Here is a 22,008-nt window from a genome sequence, read left to right as displayed (position 1 = left end):
AGATAACGATTATTATCTGGCATTTTGCTGCTCTTCACCGCCTAGCATTGTTGCAAGCCAACGCCCATCTTCACTGTTTTCAAGGGCTATTTTAACTACCATAGTTAAAGGCACTGATAGCAGCATACCCACAGTACCCAACAACCAACCCCAGAAGATTAAAGACAAAAACACCACCAAAGTACTCAGGCCAAGTCCTCGGCCCATAAAGCGCGGCTCGACAATATTTCCCATAATGGTATTAATACTGATATACCCTGCTGCCACAATCGCGCTGACCATAGGGCTGTGTGTCACCAGCGCCAATAACACCGGAGGGACCGCCGCAATAATTGAGCCTATATTGGGAATATAATTCAATAGAAAGGCAAACACACCCCAGAGCACAAAGTAATCAACATCCAGCACCCAAAGAAAAACCGCTGCAAGACCCCCCGTTGCCAATGACACCAAAGTCTTAATAGCCAGATAGCTGTTTATCGAGTCCAAAAAGCGATCAATCTGCTTCATTTTCATATCCGGGTCATCTAGTGCAAGGTGCACCTTGGTGCTGATCATGGGCGCTTCAAAAAGCATAAATACCACGGTCAGCAGGATCAGAAAGATGTTGGCCATCACGCCGCCAAACCCCGCCAGCATATTGGTCGCCACATCAATCATCTTACCAGGGTCAAACAACGCAATAAGCTGTTGTTTATCAATTAAGATATTATATTGGGCCGCCATATCAACAAACCAGATAAACTTGCTTCGCAACGCTTCCCTGTATTGCGGTAATTGACTCGAAAAGTCATTTAACGATTGGCCGACCAAACCTGTCAGGCTCATACCCATCAGCATGACCATCATGATGATCAAAACAATTGCCAGCCCTTTAGGAATACGATAATTGGCAAAAAACTTCAGAAGTGGATTACATATAATGGCGATAAAAGCTGCTAAAACAAAAGGGACAACGATGTCGTTAGCCAGTTTTATTCCGGCTAAAACAATGAACAATGACGCAATAACGACTAAGCTTTTAGTGATCCCAGACAATGAAGACACGACTTTTCCTTACATTAACTTTGCAAAACCCCATTATAAAAGCGTGGGGATGGCACCGGGTCGCTGCCATAAGCGCATTAATTTAATTATTGCCCGGCGACTTCATTGTAACGGAAATTTGCATCAAAGCACGAAGAACTAACAAATTGATCGACAATGCAATACGCTGAGTATAAACACTAAAATATTAAAATGGACTATACATGAAGGTATTAATTACAGGTGCCACCGGGCTTATCGGGTCAGAGTTGTGCAAGTTTCTATTCAATAAACATAAAATCATTGCATTGACACGCAATATTGCCAAAGCCCGGCGCTTGCTGGACAGCAAAATTGAACTCGTTAACGATCTAGACTTGGTCAACTTCAATGAACTGGATGTGGTTATCAACCTGGCAGGTGAACCCATTGCTGACAAACGTTGGACTGAGCAACAAAAAGCCCGGATCATGGACAGCCGCATTTTGCTGACCGAAGCGCTCAGCGCGCGGATCCGCAATTGCGACACGCCACCGCATACCTTTATTTCAGGCAGTGCCATTGGCTACTACGGCAGACAGCCGGCAACGGTTAAGGTGGGCGAAGACTTCGACGACCCCTATCCGGAGTTTAGTCATCAATTGTGCAAAGACTGGGAAGCAAAGGCCAACTCTGCCCACAATGAAGCCACCCGGGTTTGTATAATCAGAACCGGAGTGGTGCTATCCAGGCACGGCGGTGCGCTGAAGAAAATGCTGCCTGCCTTTAGGTTTGGTATGGGTGGACCCATGGCCAGCGGTGAACAAATGATGTCCTGGATCCATATTGACGATATGGTGCAGCTCATTTTATTTTTGATTAAACATCAGGATCTATCCGGAGTGTTTAATGCAACTGCGCCAGCCCCGGTATCCAACAAAGAGTTTGCCGAACGCCTGGCCATCACTTTAAGACGTCCAGCCATGTTTACTATGCCAGAATTCGTGCTCAAGGCACTGTTTGGTGAAATGTCTGAGTTACTAATATACGGACAGCGCGTACTACCCCGCCGGGCACTTAAAGCAAATTACCGTTTTCGCTACCCCAACTTGGATGAAGCGCTTCAGCAATTGTTTCACTGATGTTGGTGTGGTTCAGAAATAAAAAAAGCGCCTAGCGGCGCTTTTTTTATCTGTTCAATTATGCGGTTAACACCTTGATTAAGCGCGCCTGCTCAACCTGCTCGTTGTCACTGACCACCTGTGACAGGTAACAAGTCAGATAATACTCAAGCGACTGAGCACCACCTTGTAGCTTGGCTTCTAACAAAGCAACCTGCTCTGTCATTCGTGCCTTTGCACAAGAGTCCGGGGACTCATTATTGGTCATGATTTCAAGGCGCAGCAACAACTGCTCAGCAGACAGCCCTGAGTCATTGCCCCTTAACCAGTTATCCGATGGCCTCTCACCCGCACGCACAGCTTCTACCAGTTCATTGAACTTTTCACGACTCTGAGCTGAGAAAAGTTCATTTAATTTGGCTTCTACCTGCTCCAGAAGCTGCTGTTTGGTTTTTCTCAATGGACCAAGCACGTCTGTTGCAATGATGGCTTCTTTTACACTTAGCAGCTCTGACTGCGTCTTAGCATCGATCATTTGACTGTCTAACTCACTCAATAACTGACGCTGCTGCGCTTCTTGTGCCTGAGCTTGTTCACGCTCAGCATTTTGCTGCGCCTGACGTTTATCAAACACGGCATCATTGTGTTTTCTGAACTCCTGCCACAATGTGTGTTCCTGCTTGGTGCCAGCAAAGCCAATTTCCTGCCAGCGCTTTTGCAAGCTTTTCAAGGTGTCACAAGCTTGCATGACATCTTCCAACTCAAGTTGAGCCTGTGCTTCTGTCACCAGTTGTTGCTTCAGCTGAGCATTGGCCTGGTGGCGAGATTTTAACAGCTCATTGACCTGAGTATAGGCTTGACGATAACGCGTATTAAGTGCCTGATAAGTCGCTGCATCTAAGCTGCCTGCACCACGCCATTGCTTGTTGATACGGTTAAACGCGCTTTCAACCTGGCGCCAATCAGGCTCTGCTGTTTGCGCCTGCTCCATCAGCTCTGTCATTTGACCAACCAGCGCCTCACGCTGCTCGATGACTTTTTTGCGCTGTGCATCTTGCTCTGCAAAATAAGCACGACACGGGGCAAATAGCAGCTCAATTTTCTCATCAAACTGAGCAGCCTGCGCTTTTTCTTCATCGCTTTCTACACGTCCCAGCTCATTCCAGCGTACGCGTAATAACTTTACCTGCGCTGCACGAGATTTAGGGTCAATCTCTTGCTCTGTGAGCATGTCATCCAACTGTTGCAGCAACTCAGCGCGCTTCGGCTGAGACGCATATTTTTGCCAGTCCTTGAGCTCTTCGAGCGCTTCACTCAAAGTCGTATGCTGTTTGGCCAGTTGCTGTTTATATCCTTCGCTCAGCAAGTCATAGCTCTCAATGAAACCATTAAATACGCCGAACGCGACATTAAAACGACCCTGATCCAACAGTCGCTGTACGTCTCTTGCCTTCTTGCGCGCTTCCTTAAGGTGCTTTTCCTGCCCATCAACCAGAGGTTTCATGCTCTGATTAAATTGGCCACTGACAGCTTTAAGCTGCTCTGAAGCTTGTTTTTTCAACTCCCCCGGCAACTGGCGTAACTGAGTCTGAGCATGCTGGTAGGCTTGTTTTTGTTGCGCCATAGTGGCATCCAACTGCTCAAGCGCTTCACTCGGAGCTATCTCGGCCAACGCTTTCAGCGCATCATCGAATTGCGCTTTCGCACTGACAAGTTCAGGCAAACTCTCAAGTTGTCTGGCACATGCACGTAACTTTCCAAGTAGACTCTGAAGCGGAGCATCAGCTTGATAAGGAGAAGCCTCTAAGCGGCTCTGAAGCTGCGATAACTGTGCTTCTAAAGCTTCTTGAGCAGACAAGTTCAAGGCATCAACGGCGCTTGACAGAGCTTGCTCCAGTGCCAAGTAATCGGACTCAAATTCACCGATCGCTTTAGCTTTATTGGCAGCCTGTTCAGCTTGTTGCTGCGCTTGATCAAACGCCAACTTTAATGCGTCACGGTGCTTACCCAGTTTTTCCGAGATAGTGGTGAATTTTTCCTGATTGACCTGCTGGGCTTCTTCACTTAGCCACTGCACTTCCAGTGCCTGCCATTGCGCAAGTAGTACATCAGACTGATTAGCAACCACTTGGTAGTCCTGTTTGTCACGCAATGCGTTGAGCTTGGCCAAGACCAGTTTTGCTTCCTGAGCGACCTGCTCTGGCATAACCTGGCTCAGTCGCTGTTGTTCCAGGGTCTGCTCAAGCGCAGTAAGAGCCTCACCCTTAGCGGCTTTTAGCACGGTTTTTTCTAGCTGATACTGAGCGATCAAAGGCAATAACAGGCTCTGGAGTGCCTCGTTGCCTTCTTTAAATGCCTTTTCAATCAGCTTGGCATTGGCAAGACGCTTTAATAACTTGGCTTTTTGCTCGTTCGCAATATCACTAAAAGCCACCTTTTCCAGCGTTTTTGCCGGTGCGTAACGATCGATGTACTCATCACGAATTGCCTTACTCAGCGACTGTGAACCGGATAAAACTGCCTGAGAGATATGCTGCTCGGCCAGTTCTTTCAACTCCTGGTCTTGCTTATATACCTTCCACCAAAGACTCAAATCATTGATTTTATCCAGCACTTTTTTTCTGATCTGACTTGAGGCATCTTCAAGTGCCAAGGTCTGTAACACCTCGGCGTCTTTGCTCATGTCCAGTTTATCGATTGCGGCTAATCGCACCTGTGTTTTCGGGTGCTTCCATTTAGGGGTAAAAAGGTTTTTAAAGATCATTTTCACTAAACCTGGCTATTTCATTTTCTGCTTTAAATTCTTGTTGTAACTCACGTTTTGACTTTTGCACCATTTCACCTTCTTTGTTGATGGTGAACTGCTCAGTGCTGTTCGCGACTTTTGCCTGATATAACATGACCAACTGAACGGTTTGTTCTTTTTGTGCGTCACTCAGTGGTGTGCCATCCGGCCAGCGTCCAGTCGCGGCGCCATACTGCAATCGCTCATAAAGTTCCGGAGTAATATTTTTAACTAAACTGTCTATATTCATGTTCACTTTTTCTTTTTCAGTACGACTAAAATCACCCGATTAACCAAATACCAAACCAAGCCTACGCCAATTGCGCTCTTGGCTGCCAGCATTTCTAATGTCCCTTCTACCGGCTGCTGCCAATATAAGTATAAAAACCCACCCAGAAACAAAATCAGTGCCAGAAATGAATAATTCATGATGGTCTGCTGTTTCTTAATTCGCCTGCGAACTGTTTCTCTGTGCAAAGACTCTTCATCCATATTCGCAAGATCAAAATCACAGTGTGGGCAGGTTTTGTGCATAGAAGAAATGGGCTTGTTACAACTGGGGCATTGGGCAATCGCCATACTCGAGTGACTCCTAACGAAAAACTAGCATTTACACGCCGGTCACCTTTAGAGTGCTGAACCCAGTGTGCTTAGTGTCATCTTGATTGAACAAAAGGCCTGCTGGCATATCAAGCAACAAATAAGCGCAAAAAGGTATGACTGCTTCTAAAAGAGTAAGACCAAAAAATAAGGCGCCATGTGGCGCCCTATTCTACTTGGTTTATTCAGGTTTGTCTTTTTGGAAATGCATAGAATTGTCTTTTTGTACCTCAACATTTCCTTCCGAGCTACGTTGCTCTTTATCGAACTTATCCCAGTACTCGTCAATAGACTCTTTCATTTCTTTACGAAGTAGCATAATCCCGAACAAGTTTGGTAGTGTCATTACTACTATCCCAACTGCTGCGAGCTTCCAGATCAATGTAGTATCAGCAAATGATGCCCAGAAAAAGCCCGCGACATAGAACACCCTATACGGCATAACAGAACGAGAGCCCAGCAGATAAGTCATAGCTCGGTCACCATAGTATGACCAGGCGATCGCTGTGGAAAACGCAAACAACAACAGACCGATTGAAACAATATACTGACCGCTGTCACCAAAAAATCCACGGGTGAACGCTTTCGTTGTAAGCTCAGCAGAGTGCACCAAAGACTTACCTTTAATACTGATACTGGTATCAACTAGCATGCCTTTGTTAACTTCAACCGTACCTGTATAACGATGCTTATCGGTGATGCCAAAACGAATGTCCTCACCGATCGAGCGCGAATGGATCACCGTGAAGTCTTTATTCACAGCAACCCCTTCGACTACCCGAATATTTCCGTTGTAGGCCTCAACACTGTGACCATCAATACCATTGAGGTATTTGTACAACTCTTCCCGATCGCTGTCGTTTGATTCAACATAGTTGCCCTGAACTATCGTCATTGACGAACGCTCAAAAGTGGTTTCGAATTTTTCTGTCCATACACCGGATGACAAGATCACCAAGCCTGTCAGCGTACAAATCACTATGGTATCGATGAAAGGCTCCAAAATAGACACCATGCCCTCTGATACTGGCTCATCAGCTTTGGCTGAGGCGTGCGCAATCGGTGCCGACCCCTGACCAGCTTCGTTAGAGAATAAGCCACGGTTTACACCCCGGTTAAAGGCATAGGCAAAAGACGCACCCAGGAAGCCACCAACCGCAGCCGAACCACTAAATGCATTAACAAACACGGCAGAAAAAGAGGGGATGATATTTTCAGCGTTATAAAGAATAACCGCCAGTGCACCGATAATGTATACAGCAGCCATTAAAGGCACAACCCGAGAAGTAATCGCAGCAATACGCTTAATACCACCCAGGATAACCAGGGCAAGTAGGATAGACAGTACCGCACCGGTGACCATAGGCTGGATGTTAAAGGTTGCCTCCATACCCTGCGCGATGTTATTGATCTGCGGCAAACTGCCCGTACCGAACGAGCTGATAACCGTCGCAATGGCAAACAATACAGCAAGCCACTTCATATTCAGGCGACGATCCATATAGTACATGGGACCACCAGCCATAGTGCCATCTTCTGCTTTAGTACGGTATTTGTGAGATAAGGTTACCTCAACGAACTTAGTCGTCATACCGAAAAATGCGGTCATCCACATCCAGAATAAAGCTGCCGGACCACCAATTGAAATGGCCAGTGCAACACCACCGATATTACCGGTACCTACCGTGCCTGACAGGGCTGTGGACAACGCCTGGAAATGCGTGGTGTCCCCCTCCTGTCCTTTCTTGTCGTATTTACCCGTAACAATTTTGCACGCATGCTTGAAATATCGGATCTGTGGGAATTTTAAGTACAGTGTAAAAAACAGACCCACCCCAAGTAATACATAAGGGAACCACCAGGAGCCCCCCAACAAGGCATCCAGACTATCCAGAAAACTTCCTAACGCGTCCACGACTCTTCCTCTTTCTCGTTGTTATTATATGCGACAGGCAACCAATGAGGTTGCCTGCGATGATGTTTATCTTAGATTATCCACCACGTTTACGATGGCGGCTAAGGTATCCTGACCAAACTGATATGAACGGCGATCAGACCAGCCATAATGCGGATCAGGTAAATTAGCATTGTCCTTAAATGGCATCTCAATGGTGTATGCAAGCGCTTTAAAGGCTTCACCTACCGCACAAGAAGCCACCGTCAGATTAGCCTGACCAAGCTCATCTTTAGGGTAGCCAAACTCATCCTGAAACTCAGGAGTGATAGTTAATAAGGCTTGCTTAAACTGCTCTTCCAACGACTCAAGACGAGCATCATAACTTGGGATCCCTTCACTACCTGCAACGAAGTTGTATGGCAGCGCTTCATCACCATGGATATCAAGGTACAAATCCAGCCCCGTTTCATGCATCTTATTCAGGACATGGTACACTTCAGGCGAGTTTTCAAGTGATGGCGTTTGCCATTCACGGTTCAGGTTCACGCCTTTCGCATTAGTACGCAAATGGCCACGCACACTGCCATCCGGGTTCATATTTGGCACGATATAAAACACCGCTTTTGATAACAGCGCTGCTGCATGCGGATCTTCATCATCCAGTAGTTTGTGTAACAGACCCTCTACAAACCACTCAGCCATGGTTTCGCCTGGGTGCTGACGTGCTGTGATCCAGATTTTTTTCTTTTCATCACCCGGCTCACCGATGCACAATAAACTGATGTCACGACCGTCTAGTGTTTCACCTAGAGTTTCAACCCGGCACGCATCATGACTTTGGGCCCAGTAAACCAGATCCAAATGACGCTCGTAGCTATACGGCGCAAAGTAAGCAAAATAAGTGTGATGACATTCAGGTTCAAAGTCGATAACCAGCTGGCCATCCTGATAAGTACTCGGCACCCGGAACCAGGTTTGTCGGTCATAGGAAGCAACAGCCTGATAATCATCCCACCCTTCTGGGTAGGCTGAATTTTGCAGATTATTAATATGAAGTTTGTGTTCTACAAATGGTGTTGATTCGAGACGAAAGTGGAACCATTGAAAGAATTCAGATTCGTTGTCGTGGTTAATTTCCAGCTGAATGTCGAGTGGAGCCTCAGCAGAAATCACTTTGATATTTCCGCTGTCAAAATTACTGGTGATCTTCATCATATACCCTAAATAAAAAAACCATCTCATTGCGCCAGGTGTTATGTACAGAGCACTTAACAGCGCAGTACATAGTCAAGGAACTTTGTTTTAACCTTGATGATTTTTGTTAGTGATTTGTAGCAATAAATCAGCTGCAAGCCTAACACACCTGGTGCGAGACAAAAACAAAAAAAGCCAGCAATCGCTGGCTTTTTTAGACAAACCGAGAATTAACGCGGCAGGCTTGGGAATTCTACCTCAGCCATGTCACGCATTACACGTACAACCTGACAGCTGTAGCCAAACTCGTTATCGTACCATACGTAAAGTACCACACGATCACCGTCAACGATGGTAGCTTGTGAATCAACCACACCAGCGTAGCGGCTACCAACCAGGTCAGTTGATACAATTTCAGTTGACGCTGTGTAATCAATTTGATCACGTAATTCTGAATGCAAAGATGTTTCACGCAGGAACTCGTTTAGCTCTTCTGCGGTCGTTTCTGCTTTCAAGTTCAGGTTCAAAATAGCCATAGAAACGTTTGGCGTAGGAACACGGATTGCGTTGCCCGTTAATTTACCTGCCAGCTCTGGCAATGCTTTTGCAACTGCTTTTGCAGCACCAGTAGACGTAATAACCATGTTCAGTGCAGCACTGCGACCACGACGCTCAGCTTTGTGGTAGTTGTCGATCAGGTTCTGGTCATTGGTGTAAGAGTGAACCGTTTCAACGTGACCGTTCTTAATACCGAACTTGTCATTCAACGCTTTCAATACTGGTGTAATGGCGTTTGTTGTACAGCTTGCTGCAGAAACAATTTTGTCTTCAGACAGAATGTCAGCATTGTTAACGCCGTATACAACGTTCTTGATGTCGCCTTTCGCAGGGGCAGTAAGAAGTACTTTAGACGCACCTTTAGATTGTAGGTGTTTACCTAAACCATCTTCGTCTTTCCACACGCCCGTGTTATCTACAACTAGTGCGTTCTCAATGCCGTACTGTGTGTAATCTACTTCTTCCGGAGAGTTAGCATAGATGATCTGAATGTAGTTACCGTTTGCTTTGATAGCGCCTTTTTCGTGATCAACAGTAATTGAACCGTTGAAAGGACCATGAATTGAATCACGACGTAACAAGCTTGCACGCTTCTCAAGATCGCCATCGCGACCACCACGCACAACAATTGCACGTAGACGCAGATCAGCGTGAGAGCCACCGCGCTCAATCAATAGACGAGCAAGTAGACGACCAATACGACCAAAACCATACAGTACCACGTCGCGAGGGGCCGGACGGTTGCCTGTATTTAGCAGTACAGACAGCTCAGCATTGAGGTATTCCTCAATTGAGCGACCTTCGCCTGCGTTCTTGTAAATATATGCATAGGCTAGTTTACCTAAGTCAACACGGCCTGGAGCCAGTTCCATCTTGCTGATTGCTTCTAAGAATGGGAAGCTCTCGCGCAGACGCAGTTTAGTTTCTTCAAAACGCGCGACTGTTTTATGGGCTTTAATAACATCGATAGTGCTGGTGTTAACAAGAGGACGGCCATAAACCGCAATTTCTACACCCAGATTACGATACAAACGACCGATGATCGGTTGCATGCTTTCTGCGTAGTCTTGACGTTCTTGCCAGCTGTTTTGATATTCTTGCTCGTGAGATAAGGTCATTTTTTCTGCCTAATAAACAATTTTTGAACGGATAGCCTAACCGAGCCTGATGTATTGCATAATTTGAGAGTCAACAGGCCCCAAGGCAGCGACATTTTAATTTAATTGGCTCGGATTCTCCACCATTTACTGACAATTGTTGCTGTAAAATTAACTGCACAGTTAATCTCAACGCAGATTTTCAGGTTCAGAACCCACACAACACAAGAAATTCTGCGCTAATCTGCCAGGCGCGTGATCCCTTGCTACACTTGACCTAAATAAAGGGTGTCCAGAATTGTCGAAATTGGTACTATACGCAAGCAACAACAAAGACTTGGAGTACGGATAACAATGAGGTGGTGGCTAATATCAAGCCTGTGTATCACAACAGCACTGCTCAGTGGCTGCGATGACACGATAACGCTGAGTAAAATTTGCTCGGATACACCGGGGTTTTGCGAAGACCTCAATAAAGACAGTCATTGCAAAGAAGAGCGTGCATCAGTCATATTCTCACGTTACCGCGAATACAAAGCGCCAACTGACGAGAATAAATACACGCTGCTAAAAGATTTTGAACAGTATAATGAGTGTGTTTCGCTCGCCGCACAAATTGAACACATCAAACTAAAAGAAAAAACCACATCACGGGTTGAAGGCCATCTCACCAGCCTGAAAGAAATGACGCGCATCTATCAGGACACGATTAATACTGAACATCCGGGCTTACTTTACTATCACTGGTCCCGACGCAACAACCGCATGGCATTAAACAAGCTACTTAATATGCAGGATCAGGAACATGTAAAAAGTGATCGGGAGATACAACTCTTTTTGGCAACCTTCTATGCCAAGATTGATGACGACAAGACCATAGACATTTTATATCGTGTATTGGAACTGAATAAAGCGGGCGAAACCCCAGACCCGGAAGTATTCGCGAGTCTGGTCAGTATTTTTTACAAACAACAAAAATATAAGCATGCTTATACATTTGCCCGGGTGGCGCAGCTATCTGGCTTTGAGAATATTGATATTCTGCCTGTGGAACATAAACTTTCTGCCAGTGGTAAAGACTTAGGTGCACTGGATACGCTGGCTACAAAAACCTGGGAAGAAATCAGTAATGGAGAATTCCTCTCCCCGAGAAACTTTTAATCTGTATCTTAACAAAGTGGCCTATACGGGCCACTTTGATTAACTTTTAGCATTAAGCTCCGCCGTTACCTGCGCTAACCCCACCTCAGAGATCCGTACAGAAATTTCTTTTTGCTTAGCACTTAACAGGGAGATCCCTTCTGCGACCAGATCGTATACGCGCCATTCACCTTTGCTACTTTTGCGAAATTTAAAGTGGATGTCGATGTCCGGACCTGAAGGCTGTCTCACCACAGCTTTGACCGTAGCATATTTACTTTTGCTGTCAGTGGGCAAGGCTTCGAACGTCACTTGCTGTCCTTTATATTGCATAAGTGCACTGGCGTAGCTCACTTCAAGATAATGCTCAACAGCAGCAATAAACGCCAGCGCCTGCGGTTTGGTTAACCCTTTTATATGCTTACCCAATAACTTGTATGACACAAAGCGAATATCAATGTGTGACATCAGATGTGCCTTAACGATCTGACGCATTTCCAAAGGGCTGGCATTGCCATCCTGATTAACGGCTTTAATGTCAGAAAATAGTGAGTCACCTACTTCATTGATTAACTCTAACGGTGGTTTTGATGCCAGAGTCAGTGATGAAAACAGCAACAGAAAAAGTCCAGCAATTAATTTGTTCACGTTCGTTCCTCGATACTTGAAAAAATGACGTCCTGGTCCAGCCCCGCCAGAGCTATGGGGGTCGGATGGTGCGAGATTAATAATGTAACGCTAAAACGCGTCTGAATGTGTGAGAAAATGTATGAAAATATATCGGATTCAGTAGCCAGTCAGCATACCTCTGCGGACCCTATTAAACTTTGCGATTAAAGAGCTACTGGGAAGGTTACCGCTTAAGTACTTTTTTCACCATACGATGAGAGTGTAACCACTGTTTTGCGCTATTTTTCTCCAGTGCTTCACTTATATAGTAGCCTTGTAAGTAGTGACATCCTTTACTGTTGAGATAGGCTGCGGTTTTACTGTCCTCCACCCCTTCAGCAACCACCGAACATCCCAGGCGATTCGCAAGGTAAATGGTTGTTTCGACTATGGCCTGATCTTTGTCACTGTCCAGGCAACTACTCACAAATGAGCGGTCAATTTTAATCTGAGAAATAGGCAGCTCTCTGAGCATTGAAAAGGATGAAAATCCGGTGCCAAAATCATCTATGCTCACCGCAAATCCCATATCAATCAACACGCCTATCATATACCTGGCCTGCTCAACATCAACCATCACCATACTCTCTGTTAATTCGAACACAATACAACTCGGCTGGATTTGATATTTAGATTGCAGCTCAACCAGTTGATTGATGAGGTAACGGCCATGAAAGTCCTGGCAAGACAGATTAATGTGTATTGTGACTCCCGGCTCTATGGTCAAAAAGTTATCCAGATCTTTAAATACCTGTTCAATGACAAAACTGGTGATCTGCTTGATGTAATTGTTTTTCTCAGCAATGGGGATAAACCGCATCGGGCTAATGTATGAGCCCGGCCCGTCAGTCCAGCGTAATAAGGCTTCCAGCCCATGCACTTCATTATTGTGCCCACACACCAGTGGCTGATAAAACACCTTAAGTTTTTTCTCGCTTAAAGCCACTTTTAAGGCATTAAACAGTTCAAACTCTGCGGCCACGCCGTCGTGCAGCGCCTGATCAAATATCACCAGGCTTTGCCGGCTGTTTTTGGCCGCATACATGGCAATATCTGCATGCTTCATCAGCTCTGTGACAGACGACTTTTCGTCGGCATCAAAGATACGCGCACCGGCGCTGTAAAATACATCCACGTGAACTTCATCAATCACCAGGCCATCATTAAAGGCCTTCAGTAGTCCGTTGTTGAGTGAAAACAACTTAGTTTCGCTCGCCGCGTCCGTCACAATGACGAATTCGTCGCCCCCCATTCGATATACCTTGCTGCCCTGTTTGGCTAGTGAACGCAATTTGCCAGCAAAGGCCACCAGCAGCTTGTCACCAAAGAAATGGCCCAGCGCATCATTTACTTGCTTGAAGTTATTGATGTCCAGGAGTAAGACGCTAAACGCTTTACCTTGCTGTATGCATTGCTCCACATACTTAGTGCACTGCTGGCGATTTTCCAGCTCAGTTAAAGAATCATGCCGGGCCAGGTGACGCTCGCTTTGTGCAATCTCCTGCAACAGCAACAAACTGGAGCGGCTTAACTGTACGACCACAATCACAAATACCGCGCCCAGCATCAGGATCACCGACAGACCAAGTACCATGGGAGAAGCATCGGCTGTGCGATACACATGATAAGCAAAGGCCAGGTATCCGCATACAAAGAAAAATATCAATGCCAGCAAAACGCGCCAGCCGCGATTTTGAGTGATCTGGCAGATCTGTAGTGCCGGTAGCAGTGCCACCACCAGCAGCAAGAACCCAACTAAGATGAAACTTAAGCTCAGGCTTTCCACATAGATCACATTCACACAGACTAAAATGTAAAGAGTATAGTGAAGAATCCCCCACCCTGCGCGATTGATAACAGGTACAGCCAAGCGCCAACGATGCATTTGTAGCCACTTCTGACACACGAAATCAGCGTGTATGCGAACCAAATCGACTAGCCGCACTCGTGCATTTGATGTAAAATACGCGCGTTTCTAAGCAAATCCATTATGTTATTTTTGAGGAAAACCTGTGAGCGAACAAAAACAGTCTCTGAGCTATAAAGACGCAGGCGTTGATATCGATGCGGGCAATGCATTGGTTGAGCGCATTAAAGGGGTAGTTAAAAAGACGCGTCGCCCTGAAGTGATGGGCGGTATTGGCGGCTTTGGCGCATTATGCGAACTACCAACCGGATATAAAGAGCCTGTCTTAGTTGCTGGCACAGATGGCGTAGGCACTAAGCTGCGTCTGGCCATCGATTTGAAAAAACATGATACCGTAGGTATCGACCTGGTTGCCATGTGTGTAAACGACTTAATAGTTCAAGGTGCTGAACCCCTATTTTTCCTTGACTATTACGCAACTGGTAAACTGGATGTTGATACTGCTGCTGACGTAGTGACAGGTATTGGCACTGGTTGTGAGCAAGCTGGCTGTGCCCTGATCGGTGGTGAAACTGCCGAAATGCCTGGCATGTACGAAGGCGAAGACTACGACATGGCTGGTTTCTGTACTGGTGTGGTTGAAAAGTCTAAAATTATTGACGGCACTAAAGTCGCCGAAGGTGATCAGCTGATCGCACTGGCTTCAAGCGGCCCACACTCAAACGGCTACTCGCTGATCCGTAAAGTACTGGAAGTTTCTGGTGCTGATACCAGCGAAGAGTTCGCAGGTAAGCCTCTGGCCGAGCATCTGCTTGAACCAACCCGTATTTACGTTAAGCCTATTTTGGAACTGCTTAAAGAAGTCGATGTGCATGCACTGTCTCACATCACAGGTGGTGGTTTCTGGGAAAACATCCCGCGCGTATTACCTGAATCAGCAAAAGCCGTTGTAAAAGGCGACAGCTGGGAATGGCCTGCTGTATTCAACTGGTTACAGGAAAACGGCAACATCAGCACCCATGAAATGTACCGTACTTTCAACTGTGGTGTGGGCATGATCCTGGTTGTTCCTGCTGATAAACTTGCACAAAGCTTGGAAATCCTGAAGGCACAGGGCGAAAACGCCTGGCACATTGGTGAAATTCAAGCTGCAAACGCAGGTGAAGAACAAGTTGAAATCCTGGGCGGTGCCGAGTAATGGCACCCGAACGATCTCCAATTCGGATTGTTGTGCTGATCTCAGGTAGTGGCTCTAATTTACAGGCCATTATGGACAGTTGTCAGCGCAACGAAATCAATGGCGAGATCTGTGCCGTCATCAGTAATAAAGCAAATGCTTACGGGCTGCAAAGAGCCCAGCAAGCGAACATTGACACGCAAGTATTAAGTCATAAAGACTTTGACAGCCGTGAAGCCTATGACCAACGTTTAGCACAATTAATTGACTCTTATAATCCAGATTTAGTTGTATTAGCTGGATTTATGCGTATTCTAACTGCTAACTTAGTGCAAAAATTTAAAGGAAAAATGTTGAACATTCATCCTTCTTTGTTGCCTAAGTATCAAGGGCTGAATACCCACCAAAGAGCGATTGATGCAAAAGAAACGTTTCATGGCGCCAGTGTTCACTTTGTGACAGAAGAACTAGATGGTGGACCGGTCATCGTACAAGCCAAGGTGCCAATCCTGGCTGATGATACTGCGCACACGCTGTCACAGCGGGTTCATGAACAAGAACATATAATCTATCCTTTGGTGGTCAAGTGGTTCAGCGAACACAGACTAACGATGGAAGCAGACTATGCCGTTTTTGACAATCAACCCCTTCCAGCTCAAGGCGCAACCTACCCAGAAGAATAAAAAATACAGCGCTTTACTATTTGGTTTAAGCGCTGTTTTCTCTTCTTCCTTATTAGCCAGTGATCTGGTTCCCTACCGCGCAGAATATGATGTACTGCGTAAAGGCTCAGTGCACGGCAACGCCATCAGAGAGCTGTCAAAAGTCTCAAACGACACTTACTCCCTGAATTACGAAAGTAACATCGAATGGATGATTTTCTCCGACGAACGCACAGAAAACTCACTGTTCACTTACCATGATAAGCACCCCAAACCTTTGCTTTACACACTCAAGCGCGAAGGCACCGGGCCGGACAAAAGCTACAAAATCCGCTTTGACAGAGACAACAAACAACTGTTTAAAGACAATGAGAAATACCCCATCAATGCCGACTGGAATGAGCAACGTCATGATGTTCTGTCTTACCAGATAGCCCTGCGCAACGATGTCAAAGCCGGTAAAACCAAAATGAGTTACCCCATTGTCGATAAAAAAGGCAATGTGCGTAGCTATGACTTTGAAGTGGTTGGCACCGAAGCCATCACCCTGCCCATCGGCAATGTCGAAACCATTAAAGTGAAGCGCCTGTATGACAACGATAAGCGTCAGGCTATGGCCTGGCTGGCACCGGCATACCACTACTCTGTAGTGCAAATGTTTAAAGGCAAAGATGGCGTGGAGCAGTTTATGATCCAGCTAAAGAGCTTTGATGCAGAAAAGTCGGCTGAGTAATATCCCAGCAATATAAGATAAAAAAGCCCTGATCATCAGGGCTTTTTTATGTCATTCATTTCGTGAACTTGCTTCCCAGCATCAGCGCTAGATTTTCTCACCCAGCTTAAACAGCACAGACTCGCCGGGTTCCATCTTATTCCACTGCTCATCATTCGTCAGCGGTCGGGTTGCAATCACAGTCACCACGTCATCCGGGGTCGTTTCTTTTTGAAAGTCCACCACCATATCCGCATCGATTAACGTCGCTTTTCCAAACGGCGCACGACGCGTGATCCAGTGCAGATTATTAGAACAATACGCCAACACAAACACGCCGTCGGTCAGCAGCATGTTAAACACCCCTTTGTCCATCAGGGTTTTTGCCAGCTTAGCCGCATAACGAAACACCGAGGCCATATTTTTGGGTCTTTTCGGGTATTTTTCACGGATCTTGTCCAAAATCCAGCAAAACGCCAGTTCACTGTCGGTATTTCCTACTGGCTTATAAAACTCAGTGGTCAGATCTTTATAGTTAGACAGCTGACCATTGTGTGCATAGGTAATTTCCCTGCCCCAAAGTTCACGGGTAAAAGGATGGGTATTCTCCAGACACGTTCTGCCCCGGTTGCCCTGGCGAATGTGGCTAATCACCGACACACTTTTGATCGGATAGGCTTTCACCAGTTTGGCAATTTCCGACTGACAGCTTGGCTCAGGGTCCTTAAACGTCCTACACCCTTTACCCTCATAAAAAGTGATCCCCCAGCCATCTTTATGCGGCCCGGTATTCCCTCCACGCTCCAGCAACCCGGAAAAACTAAAACAAATATCCGTGGGTACATTGGCAGACATGCCCAAAAGTTCACACATAGAATAAAAAGCCTTTAAATTTCAAAAATTTGAAAACTCAAAATCCATCCCAACCTCAATAGGTCACAGTTTTGGTCACACATTGGATTTTGATTATGGAATAATCATTCCGAAATTTTACCACAGGTAGTACGAATGCGTAATTAGCACTTACCTCAGAGGGAGCCGAACCCCCAAAAGAATAATGAGTGATCTCACATATCCCAATATGTCTATCCTGAGGAATTTTCGGGGGTATATACAGGGACATGAAAGCCCCACCGCTTGCCCCAAACTACAAGAACCTGTTTAGCTCTGATAAAGTACCTTTGTTACAAGTTCTCGAAAAGACAATCAAAAGTGTTTTTTCCAATCAACACCTTAAAAGCATTTCACGCATCTGCTTTATTTATTGCATTAACAATCATTACCTCAATCGTAGGTATGAAACTTTCGACTCATAGTAAACCAATTTTAGAATTGTCATTTATTTCTTCTGTAGTTGCTATGTACATTCATGGAGGGGCGCTACTGGTTTACTTTATAATTGACGAAAAAGTACAAGTGTGGAAAAAAGCTAAAGACCTTATAAAAAGGTACTACAAACTAAAAGACTTAACAGATAAGGAAGAAAACAACCTTAAAGGTGAATCTAGCTATCAGTCCAGAAAGGAGATCAGTGAAATTATTGCAAAGCATGAGCAGTCAGCTGAAAAAGCTAGAACGCAGCTAGAGAAAGTGAGTACGATAGCTAATATTCTAAGTATATTAGGCTTAACCGCAACTACGTCAAGCCTTTTAGCTTATCTTTATCCCACACACGTCTGGGCACTCAGTGCAGCTATTATTATACCGTTTTTTATAATAACACCTATCCTCCTTTATGTAGCGAACATAAAATGTATGCCAACAGAAGACTGAGAAACGCCCTCTTAGGAGGGGACGTTGACAATCAGAAAAACACTTATTGAAAACAGATTTGAAAAGTCAATACGGATTATCTGTACCAAAAACGCCGCGTAATGCGGCGTTTTTAATGGTCGATGAATGCAGTACAAATAATAATTTTACCCACAGGAAATGTGAGTCATCTAGCTATTGAGGTGTAATATTATTTTTATTAATGTATTATTTGCGTAAATTTTTTAGTAATTTAGTGGTTTACCCATACATCGGTCACTCCCGACCTTGGAAGGTCTTACTAAAAAACTGTTAAATGCCACAATCCCCCGGAGATATCCGGCCATTTTGAAGGAATGAATATGAGCAAAATGACAAACCAAATTGTTAACATCGTAGCTTCAGGAGGAGGAGTTATAGTTGATGCAGAAGGAAAGATGGCTGACCAACTAATAAAAATTGCTGCCGCATCTGTCAATTCTGGCGCCAAGGTAATAATTAAAAATGCTGACAGCAAAATGACCGATCAACTAGTAAAAATCGCTGCTGCTGGGCGTGGTAATGTCATTTTCGATTTATCCTAAAAGACATTTAACAAGTCAAGGCAGCAACGTCGCTGGACGCGCTAACGCGCGCCGCGGCTTGAGTTGTTATATGTCAGAGTACTCCATGTTAGAAATTAAGTAAGTAAAATATTTATGGATTTAACAAGTTGGGATGAGATAGCTCCTGTACTCTCAGTGCTCTCTCCAATAATAGTGATTTTATTGTCAGGCCTTTGGTTTAACCGGTCATTAGAGAAATTGAAAAGTCGCTTACAAGCTAATCAGGCTATAGTACAAAAGAGAGCAGAAATTTATGCTGAGATACATGAACCATTAAATGATATTTATTGCTACATCAAACGTGTAGGTAAGTGGAAAACACTAAAACCAGAAGAGGTTATTAATAAAAAAAGAGAAGTTGATCAAAAGATGCACTCAACAAGGCCTTTCTGGTCAAAAGAAATGCAGCTTGCTTACAAAGAGTTTATGGATACATGTTTTGTTACTAATCGAGGACACAAGGCAAATGCAGGAATCGTTGCAGAAGCTATAAAGTTTAAAGAGTTGGCCTCTTGGAGAGATGAGTTTAATGAGTATTTTGACGGAAACTTTGTAGAGTCGAAACTTGATCAAGCAAATGATAAATTAATGAAAGCGTTGTCAAAAGACTTTGGTGTGGATTAGTAGAAAGGAATGGATGAATTTAAAGTAGTTTTAGGTGATATAACATCAGCTAAAGCAGATGTTATTGTGAATGCTGCTAAGTCTTCTCTCGCCGGAGGTAGCGGTGTAGACGGGGCTATTCATAGAGCGGCAGGACCAAGTGTACTGAAAGAGTGCTTAGAGATAGAGCAATTTGATGGTGTTCGTTGCCCTGTAGGTGAAGCGAAAGTAACTCGGTCTGGTCACCTTGATTGCAAGTTTATAATCCACACTGTTGGTCCCATCTATCGAGAATGCAGTAACCCAGAAGCACTCTTACGAAGCGCATACACTAATTGTATTAAGATAGCACTAGAGCTTAAATGTAAATCGATCGCTTTTCCTGCCATTTCATGTGGTAAATATGGCTACCCATATGAAGAAGCTACAGAAATAGCGATTAATGCGCTAGAACCATCTCTAGAAACAGGTCTTCAAATCTACTTTTATCTAGTAGAGCAAGACCTATATAAAATGTACTTAGACAAATTGAACTTGTTGAGAAAAGGCATATAACAAGCATTTTAGAGTGACTCCCAACGCTTAGTATTTTGGGTGCCACCGTTGAGTTTCGTGTTTACGGTGGAATGGTCAGTTTCAGTGACAGCATTGCTCACACCTTAATGCAGCGTTAAATACCAAGAATAGGAATCAAAGAAATTGAATTTTAATCTGTTAGAAGAAAAGCTACTAGACTATGGAACAGGTGGTTACTACCTGATTGAGTCCTTCTTACTGGAGTTGCTGAGACTCGAGGCAAATAGCTCTGGAAGAAAACTGATAACAGGAGAGCGTAACTCTAGATCTAGATTTGACGCCTATGCTCCTAATGGCCTCTCGGAAATTAATAAGCCTCTAGCCATAGAAATAGTCCACTCAATATCTCCCAAAAAAATCGACTCTATTGTTAGTTGGTATAAAAAGCTCAGTAATTCTGAAGATGAATCCCTTTTAATTATCTCAATGCGAGACATCAAAAACTATTCATTTTTCGAAGAGCTCGGCATTGGGCTTAATGAACAGATAATTTTTTGGGGTAAGAATGAAATACAGAGCTTGATAGACAAGCATTCTGATGAAGCCAGCAAACTGGTAAACACCCTCTTCTCAATTCGCTTTAAACAAGCAATTTCTCGTTCATCCGAGGACTGGAAAGAGCAAAGAAAAGAAGTAATCAAAGAAATCTCTTATCACTACAAAAGCGGCCGATTCTCGATGATGCTCGGCGCGGGAGTATCAAGTAGCGCAGGTCTTCCTGATTGGGATACATTATTAAATTCTCTATTTGTTTCCATGCTTACTGACGATGGTTTAAACACAAAAAAAACTGAAAATGACCAAATATCAAGCATCGTTAGAAGATTGCGTGAAATAGACGGGCCTTCTTCCCTAATGTTGGCCCGCTACTTAAGAAAAGGGTTATCTTCGGGTTCATCTGAAGAGCAAAGTAAATTTATTGAATCTGTAACTAGTCAGTTATATCAACTAAGAGACAAGAGATTTTCCTTAAATTCACCTTTAATTAAGTCGATAGCAAGCTTATGCACACCAAGTCGCACGGGAGCTAGGGTTAGGTCTGTTCTTACATATAACTTTGATGACCTTCTTGAGAGGGAATTGCAAGATCGAGGGTTGTCATTCAAGAGTATTTTTGAAGAAATTGACTTGGCTGGACCTGAGGAGCTACCGGTTTACCATGTACACGGGTTTTTACCAGAAGATCGTTCTAATTATCCAAATATTGAACAATCAACATTGGTATTTTCAGAAGAGGGCTACCACCAGATATATGGTGAAGCTTATCATTGGTCTAATTTAATTCAGCTAAATAGTTTGAAAGAAACAGCTTGCTTGATGGTTGGGCTTTCTCTTACTGATCCGAATCTAAGAAGGCTGCTTGAAATTTCTGCGAAGTCACTAGACAAGCCGAAACATTTTGCATTTCTCAAGAGAATCAGCTTTGAAGAATTTTCTAAGGAAGAGGGGAAAACCGTTGTAAAGACGTCAGCTAATACAACCAGAAAATTTCTTGAGAGACATCATAGTTTAAATGAAGAAGTCATGCGAGAGCTTGGTGTAAATATTATCTGGTACGAAAACTATGATGAGATTCCTAAAATTATCAAAGAGATTGAAAGAAGTATCTAACAATAACAGGCATAGGACGTTCGCAAGCTCACGCCTAAGCTGTAAGCGCTAGCTAGAGACAACTGGCCGCACGGTGTTGGCCAGTGATTCGGCAGTGTCCTTATGCCCATCACAAGCGCTTTTGGTGAGAGGCGGTCCCACCCCCGATCTTTATGACCATGGGATACTAAATCACTGCTCAGTGACTGAATCAGTTCAATCAGATCCAGCAGCACCTGTGCCATGTTGACCGACTCATCCCCGAGCCACACGGTTACCTCCTGCACTTTCGCCAAATGCGTTGCTTTTGGCATGCAGGGTTTGTAGCGATTCCAACGTCATGTTCTGGTGGGCTTTGATGTCAAAATTCTTCTGACTGCCCAGCATGATCCCCTCTG

Annotated in this window: 21 protein-coding genes; 10 read left to right on the top strand and 11 right to left on the bottom strand. The window is 44.6% G+C overall.

From position 1 onward, the window contains the following. Positions 1-12 precede the first annotated feature (12 nt). Positions 13-1,047, bottom strand: coding sequence for an AI-2E family transporter (locus MHN31_RS04575; RefSeq protein WP_239443572.1), 1,035 nt, complete (start codon positions 1,045-1,047; stop codon positions 13-15). 203 nt (positions 1,048-1,250) lie between these two features. Between MHN31_RS04575 and MHN31_RS04570 the strand changes: the two genes are divergently transcribed. Then, positions 1,251-2,147, top strand: coding sequence for a TIGR01777 family oxidoreductase (locus MHN31_RS04570; protein WP_239443571.1), 897 nt, complete (start codon positions 1,251-1,253; stop codon positions 2,145-2,147). Between the two features lie 58 nt (positions 2,148-2,205). Here MHN31_RS04570 and MHN31_RS04565 read toward each other — a convergent pair whose 3' ends face one another. From MHN31_RS04565 to MHN31_RS04540, 6 genes are all read right to left on the bottom strand, one after another. Further along, positions 2,206-4,890, bottom strand: a complete 2,685-nt coding sequence (locus tag MHN31_RS04565; RefSeq protein WP_239443570.1) for a DUF349 domain-containing protein — start codon at positions 4,888-4,890, stop codon at positions 2,206-2,208. Then, the gene (locus MHN31_RS04560) at positions 4,880-5,161 is read right to left on the bottom strand and encodes a DUF1315 family protein (protein ID WP_125561503.1); all 282 of its coding nucleotides are present in this window, start codon (positions 5,159-5,161) and stop codon (positions 4,880-4,882) included. Before MHN31_RS04560 ends, MHN31_RS04565 begins: the two co-directional genes overlap by 11 nt. A 2-nt stretch (positions 5,162-5,163) precedes the next feature. Then, entirely contained in the window at positions 5,164-5,490 is a 327-nt protein-coding gene (locus MHN31_RS04555; protein ID WP_125561505.1) for a hypothetical protein, read from the bottom strand. A gap of 202 nt (positions 5,491-5,692) precedes the next feature. After that, a complete protein-coding gene (locus MHN31_RS04550; protein WP_125561507.1) occupies positions 5,693-7,426 on the bottom strand; it encodes an AGCS family amino acid carrier protein in 1,734 nt (577 codons plus the stop codon). Between the two features lie 66 nt (positions 7,427-7,492). Further along, positions 7,493-8,620, bottom strand: a complete 1,128-nt coding sequence (locus tag MHN31_RS04545) for a M14-type cytosolic carboxypeptidase (protein WP_239443569.1) — start codon at positions 8,618-8,620, stop codon at positions 7,493-7,495. Between the two features lie 212 nt (positions 8,621-8,832). Continuing rightward, positions 8,833-10,278 (bottom strand): glyceraldehyde-3-phosphate dehydrogenase, encoded by a 1,446-nt coding sequence (locus MHN31_RS04540; protein ID WP_239443568.1) that lies wholly within the window; start codon positions 10,276-10,278, stop codon positions 8,833-8,835. Positions 10,279-10,611: 333 nt separating this feature from the next. On the opposite strand from MHN31_RS04540, the gene MHN31_RS04535 reads away from it, so the two are divergent. Beyond that, the gene (locus MHN31_RS04535; protein WP_138538792.1) at positions 10,612-11,418 is read left to right on the top strand and encodes a DUF2989 domain-containing protein; all 807 of its coding nucleotides are present in this window, start codon (positions 10,612-10,614) and stop codon (positions 11,416-11,418) included. A gap of 39 nt (positions 11,419-11,457) precedes the next feature. Here the strand turns inward: MHN31_RS04535 and MHN31_RS04530 are convergent, their stop codons facing one another. Both MHN31_RS04530 and MHN31_RS04525 read right to left on the bottom strand, forming a co-directional pair. Continuing rightward, positions 11,458-12,045 carry an ABC transporter substrate-binding protein gene (locus MHN31_RS04530; RefSeq protein WP_239443567.1) on the bottom strand — a complete coding sequence of 196 codons (588 nt, stop codon included), beginning with the start codon at positions 12,043-12,045 and terminating at the stop codon, positions 11,458-11,460. Between the two features lie 205 nt (positions 12,046-12,250). Next, positions 12,251-13,951, bottom strand: a complete 1,701-nt coding sequence (locus MHN31_RS04525) for a GGDEF domain-containing phosphodiesterase (RefSeq protein WP_239443566.1) — start codon at positions 13,949-13,951, stop codon at positions 12,251-12,253. A 127-nt stretch (positions 13,952-14,078) separates the two neighbouring features. On the opposite strand from MHN31_RS04525, the gene purM reads away from it, so the two are divergent. The 3 genes from purM to MHN31_RS04510 are packed head-to-tail and all read left to right on the top strand — an operon-like array spanning position 14,079 to position 16,505. Further along, positions 14,079-15,131 (top strand): phosphoribosylformylglycinamidine cyclo-ligase, encoded by a 1,053-nt coding sequence (purM, locus tag MHN31_RS04520; protein ID WP_010385511.1) that lies wholly within the window; start codon positions 14,079-14,081, stop codon positions 15,129-15,131. After that, on the top strand, positions 15,131-15,793 hold the full coding sequence (gene purN, locus MHN31_RS04515) for a phosphoribosylglycinamide formyltransferase (protein ID WP_239443565.1): 663 nt from the start codon (positions 15,131-15,133) through the stop codon (positions 15,791-15,793). The genes purM and purN overlap by 1 nt, the downstream gene beginning before the upstream one ends. Next, positions 15,735-16,505, top strand: coding sequence for a DUF3108 domain-containing protein (locus tag MHN31_RS04510; protein WP_171045093.1), 771 nt, complete (start codon positions 15,735-15,737; stop codon positions 16,503-16,505). Before purN ends, MHN31_RS04510 begins: the two co-directional genes overlap by 59 nt. Positions 16,506-16,592: 87 nt before the next feature. On the opposite strand, the gene MHN31_RS04505 is transcribed toward MHN31_RS04510, so the two are convergent. Next, the gene (locus MHN31_RS04505; RefSeq protein ID WP_010385515.1) at positions 16,593-17,357 is read right to left on the bottom strand and encodes a class II glutamine amidotransferase; all 765 of its coding nucleotides are present in this window, start codon (positions 17,355-17,357) and stop codon (positions 16,593-16,595) included. 339 nt (positions 17,358-17,696) lie between these two features. Between MHN31_RS04505 and MHN31_RS04500 the strand changes: the two genes are divergently transcribed. The 5 genes from MHN31_RS04500 (at position 17,697) to MHN31_RS04480 (ending at position 21,631) form a co-directional block, all read left to right on the top strand. Next, positions 17,697-18,257 carry a hypothetical protein gene (locus MHN31_RS04500; RefSeq protein ID WP_239443564.1) on the top strand — a complete coding sequence of 187 codons (561 nt, stop codon included), beginning with the start codon at positions 17,697-17,699 and terminating at the stop codon, positions 18,255-18,257. 341 nt (positions 18,258-18,598) lie between these two features. Continuing rightward, positions 18,599-18,820 (top strand): hypothetical protein, encoded by a 222-nt coding sequence (locus MHN31_RS04495; RefSeq protein ID WP_239443563.1) that lies wholly within the window; start codon positions 18,599-18,601, stop codon positions 18,818-18,820. Between the two features lie 114 nt (positions 18,821-18,934). Next, a complete protein-coding gene (locus tag MHN31_RS04490) occupies positions 18,935-19,465 on the top strand; it encodes a hypothetical protein (RefSeq protein WP_239443562.1) in 531 nt (176 codons plus the stop codon). A 9-nt stretch (positions 19,466-19,474) separates the two neighbouring features. Further along, positions 19,475-19,999: a macro domain-containing protein gene (locus tag MHN31_RS04485; RefSeq protein ID WP_239443561.1), complete on the top strand. Its 525-nt coding sequence runs from the start codon at positions 19,475-19,477 to the stop codon at positions 19,997-19,999. 144 nt (positions 20,000-20,143) lie between these two features. Then, positions 20,144-21,631 carry an SIR2 family protein gene (locus tag MHN31_RS04480; protein WP_239443560.1) on the top strand — a complete coding sequence of 496 codons (1,488 nt, stop codon included), beginning with the start codon at positions 20,144-20,146 and terminating at the stop codon, positions 21,629-21,631. Here MHN31_RS04480 and MHN31_RS04475 read toward each other — a convergent pair. Continuing rightward, positions 21,628-21,924, bottom strand: a complete 297-nt coding sequence (locus MHN31_RS04475; protein WP_239443559.1) for a hypothetical protein — start codon at positions 21,922-21,924, stop codon at positions 21,628-21,630. The two genes, MHN31_RS04480 and MHN31_RS04475, sit on opposite strands and share 4 nt — an antisense overlap. Positions 21,925-22,008: the final 84 nt, after the last annotated feature.

Source organism: Pseudoalteromonas sp. McH1-42, from assembly GCF_022347845.1.
GTDB lineage: Bacteria > Pseudomonadota > Gammaproteobacteria > Enterobacterales > Alteromonadaceae > Pseudoalteromonas > Pseudoalteromonas rubra_D.
This window is presented reverse-complemented; position numbering and strand designations above follow the sequence as displayed.

Bases quoted from the DNA above. Each gene is read 5' to 3' on its own strand.
- MHN31_RS04485 (WP_239443561.1), top strand. From the start codon at position 19,475: ATGGATGAATTTAAAGTAGTTTTAGGTGATATAACATCAGCTAAAGCA.
- MHN31_RS04555 (WP_125561505.1), bottom strand. From the start codon at position 5,490: ATGGCGATTGCCCAATGCCCCAGTTGTAACAAGCCCATTTCTTCTATG.
- MHN31_RS04475 (WP_239443559.1), bottom strand. From the start codon at position 21,924: ATGCCAAAAGCAACGCATTTGGCGAAAGTGCAGGAGGTAACCGTGTGG.
- MHN31_RS04490 (WP_239443562.1), top strand. From the start codon at position 18,935: ATGGATTTAACAAGTTGGGATGAGATAGCTCCTGTACTCTCAGTGCTC.
- MHN31_RS04540 (WP_239443568.1), bottom strand. From the start codon at position 10,278: ATGACCTTATCTCACGAGCAAGAATATCAAAACAGCTGGCAAGAACGT.
- MHN31_RS04525 (WP_239443566.1), bottom strand. From the start codon at position 13,951: ATGCATCGTTGGCGCTTGGCTGTACCTGTTATCAATCGCGCAGGGTGG.
- MHN31_RS04560 (WP_125561503.1), bottom strand. From the start codon at position 5,161: ATGAATATAGACAGTTTAGTTAAAAATATTACTCCGGAACTTTATGAG.
- MHN31_RS04505 (WP_010385515.1), bottom strand. From the start codon at position 17,357: ATGTGTGAACTTTTGGGCATGTCTGCCAATGTACCCACGGATATTTGT.
- MHN31_RS04545 (WP_239443569.1), bottom strand. From the start codon at position 8,620: ATGAAGATCACCAGTAATTTTGACAGCGGAAATATCAAAGTGATTTCT.
- purN (WP_239443565.1), top strand. From the start codon at position 15,131: ATGGCACCCGAACGATCTCCAATTCGGATTGTTGTGCTGATCTCAGGT.
- MHN31_RS04570 (WP_239443571.1), top strand. From the start codon at position 1,251: ATGAAGGTATTAATTACAGGTGCCACCGGGCTTATCGGGTCAGAGTTG.
- MHN31_RS04510 (WP_171045093.1), top strand. From the start codon at position 15,735: ATGCCGTTTTTGACAATCAACCCCTTCCAGCTCAAGGCGCAACCTACC.
- MHN31_RS04535 (WP_138538792.1), top strand. From the start codon at position 10,612: ATGAGGTGGTGGCTAATATCAAGCCTGTGTATCACAACAGCACTGCTC.
- MHN31_RS04565 (WP_239443570.1), bottom strand. From the start codon at position 4,890: ATGATCTTTAAAAACCTTTTTACCCCTAAATGGAAGCACCCGAAAACA.
- MHN31_RS04495 (WP_239443563.1), top strand. From the start codon at position 18,599: ATGAGCAAAATGACAAACCAAATTGTTAACATCGTAGCTTCAGGAGGA.